Genomic DNA, 6,925 nt, shown 5'->3' on the forward strand with positions numbered 1-6,925 from the left:
CTATAGAAGTTGATAGGTTAAAAATTATTGATTTTTATTTAGTTTTCCCTTATCTGATTACAGAAATTAAATTACCTCGAGAAATTACAGGGGTAAGGAAAATTTTCAAAACATATAGTACAAAATATAGAAAAGTTACTAATAAATATGTAACGTTTCAAACTATGAAACCGTTACAAGAACAAGCTATAGACTACTTATGTTTAAAGGGATATATAAGCTATTTAAATGAGGAGAGAGTAACCATTACTCCTTTAATTAATTCCTTAGACCTTCCAGTAAGAAGCTATTTTTTTGGTGAAAAATCAGCAACATTTGAAGATAGTTTATTCAATTTTTTCTTAAAATATGAGTTTTATGGAAAAGATGGTCTTAAAGATAGAACTAATTTAATGGAATTTAAGTATGATCGAAAATAATTTTACCCATATCAATATTAATAGACTTGTTATTAAAAACTTTTTTAATAATAGAGCTTGTGATCTTTCATTTAAAAAAGGTTTAAATATTATAACAGGCCATAATAGTTCGGGGAAATCTACAATACTTGATTTTATTGCCTATACACTTGGTGCAGAAGGGATTCACTTCAAACCTGCAGCTTTGAATTGTAAAGATTCATTTTTAGAAATTTCAATATTTGAAAGAAAAGTTACTCTCTGTAGAACAGTTAATTTAAAAGATAAAAATTCACTATCTATTTTCTTTGGTGAAATGGATACAGCACTTGAATCTAATACATCTGATTGGATAGTTTTACCTTTTAATAATTACGAAGAGAAGTTTAGTTTTTCCAAACTACTTTTTGAATTATTAAATTATCCGATTCCAACCACTACTAATTCAATAATTACCATGAATCAATTGATGCGTATTATTTATGCAGATCAAATGTATACTTATCCTATTTTTAAATTCGAAAAGTGGGATAGCTCAGAAAAAAGAGCTGCTGTACGTGACTTTATTTTTGGTTTACATACAGATGAGTTATATGAATTGCAAAATAAATTAAAAGAATTAAAAAAAATTCAAGAAAATAAAAAGAACGAAATCAAATCTGTTAATAGCCTTATGACAAGAGCAAATGAAGTTTATGATATTGATGAGCTTGAAAATATTATTAAAAATAAATCAGTAGAAAAAGAACAGCTATTATTGTCCATTGCAAATTACGACAAAATCTATCAAAACTCTGAGCAGTTAACAACCGACCAACTTGAGCTTCAAAATAACATTAAGTTAGAGTTATTAGCTACGAATAAAGAATACATTAGTCTTAGCAAAAAAATTGATGAATTAAACTTTGATATTTTAGATTCTAAAAATTTTATTAAAGAGTTAGAAAATAGATTAGTTGAAATTAACGAAGCCAAATTGACTCATGAAGAAATAAAGAATTTTGAATTTAAGTTTTGTCCTAGTTGTTACGAACCTGTGACTCAAGAGTCAAATCAAAAATTTGAAATTCCACACTGTCATTTATGCCATAAGCCCCATGCTAATATTGAAAAAGAAATTGAAGCTGGCATAACCCCTTTGATGAAAATGCAAACAGAGATTTTATTTCAAAAAAATGAATCTAATAAACTTTTAAAGCTAAAAATTGAGAAGCTTAAAACTTATGAAACAACTTATAACTCTAGCTTTAAAAAATTAAAAGATTTGCAAAAACAGTATGATGATTTAACTTCAACTTGGCATACTAAATATGAAATTGGTTTAATTGATTTACATAAAAAAGTGTCTGAAATTGAATCCGAAATATTATTTAAGTCAAATTTACTTAATATTGCTTATCAAATTCAAAATTTAAATCAAGAGCTCAACCAAACTAAAAATAAAATTTCCAAAATAGAAATAGAAATATCCGAACTTGAAAGAAAATCTTTTCATAGAAAGAATAAAATTTTAGCTAAAATAAATGAAAAATTAAGAAATCTATTAAAACAAGATTTAGAAAGACAAGAAGAGTTTGTAAATCCAGAAACTGTGGATGTAAATTTTGAGGATAATATTATATTTGTTAATAAAATTGGATATTTTTCACAGAGCTCTTTAGTTCTTTTGAGACATTTATTTCATATAGCTTTATTAAGTGTTTCCAATGAAACTCCAGAAATGCGTTTTCCTCAACTATTATTGCTTGATGGTATCAATGATGGAGGCTTGGAAGCAGATAGAGCCTATAATCTTCAACATATTATTCTTAATGAATCACAAAAATTAACAAAGCCATTTCAAATTATTATGGCTACTTCAGAAATATCCGAAGACTATAATTTACATGAACATATTGTCGCAACATTTACTAAGGAAGATAAGTCTTTAGTATTAGATTAAATATTTAAAACCAGCAATATTAGAATATTTTGAATAACGTGAGGTAAGTAGAAAATAAAACTCTAACCTCATCGAGCTATCCAACTATTGAAGAACAGAACCATCCGTCCTTTAAGGTCATAAATGCACCTCTTGGACTTTTACTCTTTTACTCATTCTGCAGGTACTTATTGTAGCTGCAGAAAATCAGATGTTTTGAGAACTAATTAAATAGTTTTTTATTCCCTAAATAGCCATTTCCCATAGACACCTCAAATATTTTTCGCTAATCCTTTTGCCAAACATTGTTCATGCCAAGTGGTTTGAAAATTCTCAACAGCTTTTGACTTAATGAGAGGATCTTCAAATAACTTTGAAGAATATGCAGATTTGATAAGCTATTGATAAAGTTGTTTGGCTTGTTGCTCTTCAAGATAATCTGCTACACCTCACCTTCTTTATTGACTCAATTTCATATATACTGCGCTTAGTATGAGATGAGCCTTATATAGTTCATTGCTAGATCAATGAATGACTAAGCCCTTAGCTTTCGAGCAAGGGCTTTTTTACGTCCAAAATAAAGTGTTAACAAGATTTCATTTAACCTTTTACACTCAAATAAAAAAAGACCACATCACCCAACAGAATAATGTGGTCTTTTTTAACAGTTAAGTTAATGCGCTGTCTCTGCTGCTTTAGGTTTAAAGACCATTAAACAAACCACAATAAAAGCAAATAAAACAAAAGACGCCGTAAATCTACTTAACTCTAATCCACCATGTGCAATAGGTTTATCGAGGAAATCACCTAAAACCGCCCCGAGTGGTCGAGTAAGAACAAAGGCCAACCAGAATAATAATGTTCTTGAGATTTTAGTATAAAAATAGCAGATTGCTAACACCAATAACAAAGTACCAAAAATTAAAGCAGCGCTCGTATACCCTAACCCTTGAGTATCCGCAGTCCAGTCACCCAATGCTGTCCCTAATGTTTGAGAAAACATAATAGTTAACCAATAGAAGACTTCACTTTTAGCAGACTGAATACTTTTTACCGAAATTGTGCCGCAGCTTAAATACCAGACAAACAGAGACAGGCCTAATAAAATAATTAATATTAAACTCCCCCCTGCATAGCCCACGCCTAAAGTCCGATCCACAAAATCGGCAATTGTAGTTCCTAACGTAGTCGTAGCAATAATGGTCGCCCAATAGAAAAATGAATTATATTGCTTGGCTTTAATTTGCAGACCAACAAAAACTGCAAATATCACTGCGAAAATTGCTGTACTAATTACATATCCCAAATTGAGGGACATAGATAGCGCATCACCAGCAGTCTCCCCTAAGGTTGTAGCTGCAATTTTAATGATCCAGAATAGTAATGTGACTTCTGGAGCTTTACTTAGACTTTTAGATAAACTTTCATGATTCATCATTGTATGTTCTCCAAACATACTTAACGATTAGCCGATATCTAAAAGCCCAAGCCTTAAGCTTAAATTAAGAGTAAAAATAAGCTACAAAGGTTCTCTATAATGCATACCTTTAATTGTTAAATGACAGGGTTAGTCTTTAATCTGTTATAGATATTTTGTTATGTAGAATCTTTTCATCATGATGTCATAAACGTTAAATCCGTTTTGCAATGCTAAGCTTGGAATTTATTTTTATAACATCTAGCTCCATCTATGTTTTCACCTGCAGTACTTTTCTTTTTATTGTATTAACTAAACAAAAAAACCTACTCCATGAGTAGGTTCGATTTACATGTATAGCTCAGCCTATAGAACTTTTCGTTAAACATTTTTCATGCCATGTAGTTTGAAAGTCTTCAACAGCTTTTGTCTTGGTTAAAGGATCTTCAAATAATTTTGAGGAATATGCTGTATCAATGAGTTGTTGATAAAGCTGCTTTGCCTCTGCTTCTTCAAGATGGCTAGCAATCTCTTGTAGTTCAGTCACTGGCACATCATGTTGTCTTGCATCCATAACTCCTTTTGCCGCATTTTCCACAAGTTGACAATAATGCATTTGCATAGTTTCAGATGCTGCATAGCATGGAAGAGTAATAGCGCTCATAAAGAGGAATATAAATTTCATAGTCTCACCTTAATTTCACGCGCAAGGGTAACAAGCTCTCCTTTAAAAATTAAGTTGCAAAAGGTTAATTTTGGTCTCTACCAAGCTACAGTCCAAGTACTTTAAACGTTCGCTCATCGAGTTCCCTCAACTCATCCAGAGTGTAAAGCCGCCCCTTTGGATCAAAGAATTTATCAAAATCAAATTGCCCTTCTTTATATAATTTATAGCGTTTAGGACCTAACCATTCTTTTTGAAAAAAATTATCGGTCAATTTGAAAAACTCTTTGAAGGAAATATTTGCATCTATTTGGCCCATTAATTGAGCCCGCTCATCTTTAGGAATGTCTCGCACTCTCCTTTCATCCATAATAAAAGACCGATTGCCAATAAGCCTGCCGTCCTTACTTACCGGTACCAGAATACTCCGGCAATTGGGATGCAAAGGTGGAACTCTTTTCGCTGGGTCATTCAATTTCCAAATTGAACCATCAATGGCGGCACAAATTTTAGATGTCCGTCCATCTAGAACACTCACAAATCTGACATATTCAAAATTAAATTTTTTAAAGTTATATAAATAAACCTGATTTGAAATATGGCTCCGTAGGGTTCTGACAATACGTTCAATATCAATTTTGGTACTGTTGAGCAATCCATCTTCATACTTAAGACGTTTCGTACCAGTAATACGCTTAATAATTTGCTGAGGTGTCATGCCTGTATTCATTCCATCTCGAATAACATATTCAATTCTTTGACGGGCATTCTCACTAATTTGAGTCAAAGACTCATCAACTAAGGCACCACCAGCTAGTGGAATTCGTTTTATTAATTTATAGAGGTACTCTCCTTCTAAATCTTTAATGACTTTACCAAATAGCTTAGCCATATAATTTGATTCATAAACAGCCAAACTCGTTGCCGAATGAGCAAACATTTCTGGTAGCACATCGCTCACTGAATTAAACCAATCAGAAATAACAAGTTGGATATTTTTAAGGTGACGAGTTGTGTATTCGCCACCCGCAAGAGCTGCCCTTTCAGTCTGGTTAAGCTGTTTTATTAAATCAGCCAAACGATCAAGCATAACGAGTGTTTCATCGTTAAAAAATCTAAAAAGCTCATTTACCGATCTTGAGGATGCCCGATAAAGATAGGCTTGATGCTGTGTAAAGACATCAAAAAGCGATTTTTCCGTAATATTCTTCATGAAAGTTACCTCTAAAAGGTGCACTTTTTTGTTCTTTTTATATCGCTAATCTATAGAAACTTATTTAAGGCTTTAGGGAACTAAAAATTTATAGCGCTAATTAAACTGATAGTTTTGTTTTATAAATTTCTTCTGCACGCTAATATTTCCAATAAAATTAGCTAGCCATAAAATAAATTCATCTCGATACTCAAAGCATGGAAGCAGACTTAAGTCAACTTTTATCTCTCTTTCAGAAAGAGGCTTACTTAAACATTCTTCGAAATCAATTTTGCTATATTTTAACTTTAAATTGATTTGCTCAGCTTCTTTTCTAATTTCCGCCATAACCCTATTGAGATTTGTCACAGGGTTATCCGTAATCTGGTACTTTTCATAAATATTTGCGTAAACATTTTCAGCAATATCTAAATATTTAATGAGTTCAGCATTCTCATTCATCTCGTCATCTTCCTATTTTTTTGAAAATTATGTACGAGTAAATGTTTCTATACGTAATTTAAGCGTATTTTTATGTGAAAAATATTTTAATAAAAATAACAATATAATCTTTAACTTACTATTTTTTAAATCATTATTATTTCTTTATAGAACATTTCCATATTTTCTGACATTTTTAATCTATATAATCAAGATTTCTAAAGCAAAAAAACCGCCCCAGAAGGCGGTAGCTGAATTTTATCAGCGAGATATAGAAGTATGGTGGATGAATACTTCTATATTTTATGAGGATATTTTATTGTTCTTAATATAGTCCTCAGATTTAAAGTAATTAATGATCATCTCTGCATTTTCTTCTTTAGCTGGTTCAGCAGCAACAGGAATCTCGGCTTTATCAATTCTAAAGCCTTTCGGAATATAGTTTGAAATTGGAGGCAACTTTTCTTTACCTCCAATTGTCATTCGCTCAATGAAACCAGCAAGCCATAAAATAAACTCACCTTCATTTTGAAACTTTGGCATCAGACTTAAATCAATATGAACTGACTTTTCTTTATTAAATTGATTTAAGCATTCTTCAAAATTTATAAAATTGTACTTCAGTTTGAACTCAGTACCTTTAATTGCTTTACGAATTAAGCTAATTAAACAGTTTAAATTTTGAATGGTGTCTTCTGTAAATAAATTATCTTTTTTAATTTCCTTGTATACTTTATCTGCTATAGCTAAATACTTTGGCATTTCTTCCTCCTCAATATTCTTATAAACAATTGAAAATAAAAAAATTCATAGTTTGATTATGAAGAATTAATTGTAATGGAGTGAAAACAAATTTGATTTCAATGTAAAAACTATCTGGATTATGTAAAAT

Annotated in this window: 7 protein-coding genes; 2 read left to right on the plus strand and 5 right to left on the minus strand. The window is 31.0% G+C overall.

What is annotated here, in order from left to right; translation table 11 throughout:
- Nucleotides 1–419: ABC-three component system middle component 5 (locus ACG59Z_RS18640; protein WP_400200702.1), on the plus strand; the 419-nt coding region annotated here is incomplete at its 5' end.
- Nucleotides 406–2,340 (plus strand): hypothetical protein, encoded by a 1,935-nt coding sequence (locus ACG59Z_RS18645; RefSeq protein WP_400200704.1) that lies wholly within the window; start codon nt 406–408, stop codon nt 2,338–2,340. The genes ACG59Z_RS18640 and ACG59Z_RS18645, both read left to right, overlap by 14 nt.
- Nucleotides 2,341–2,992: 652 nt before the next feature.
- Here ACG59Z_RS18645 and ACG59Z_RS18650 read toward each other — a convergent pair.
- The 5 genes from ACG59Z_RS18650 to ACG59Z_RS18670 all read right to left on the minus strand — a co-directional run bounded on the left by ACG59Z_RS18650 (nt 2,993) and on the right by ACG59Z_RS18670 (nt 6,795).
- Entirely contained in the window at nt 2,993–3,757 is a 765-nt protein-coding gene (locus ACG59Z_RS18650) for a hypothetical protein (RefSeq protein WP_400200706.1), read from the minus strand.
- A gap of 340 nt (nt 3,758–4,097) precedes the next feature.
- The gene (locus ACG59Z_RS18655; protein ID WP_396480721.1) at nt 4,098–4,421 is read right to left on the minus strand and encodes a hypothetical protein; all 324 of its coding nucleotides are present in this window, start codon (nt 4,419–4,421) and stop codon (nt 4,098–4,100) included.
- A gap of 85 nt (nt 4,422–4,506) precedes the next feature.
- The gene (locus tag ACG59Z_RS18660; RefSeq protein ID WP_400200709.1) at nt 4,507–5,613 is read right to left on the minus strand and encodes a minor capsid protein; all 1,107 of its coding nucleotides are present in this window, start codon (nt 5,611–5,613) and stop codon (nt 4,507–4,509) included.
- A 96-nt stretch (nt 5,614–5,709) separates the two neighbouring features.
- Nucleotides 5,710–6,054, minus strand: a complete 345-nt coding sequence (locus tag ACG59Z_RS18665; RefSeq protein ID WP_400200711.1) for a hypothetical protein — start codon at nt 6,052–6,054, stop codon at nt 5,710–5,712.
- A 282-nt stretch (nt 6,055–6,336) separates the two neighbouring features.
- The gene (locus ACG59Z_RS18670) at nt 6,337–6,795 is read right to left on the minus strand and encodes a hypothetical protein (protein WP_263613323.1); all 459 of its coding nucleotides are present in this window, start codon (nt 6,793–6,795) and stop codon (nt 6,337–6,339) included.
- Nucleotides 6,796–6,925: the final 130 nt, after the last annotated feature.

This window comes from Acinetobacter sp. ABJ_C1_1 (genome assembly GCF_044684115.1).
GTDB lineage: Bacteria > Pseudomonadota > Gammaproteobacteria > Pseudomonadales > Moraxellaceae > Acinetobacter > Acinetobacter nosocomialis_A.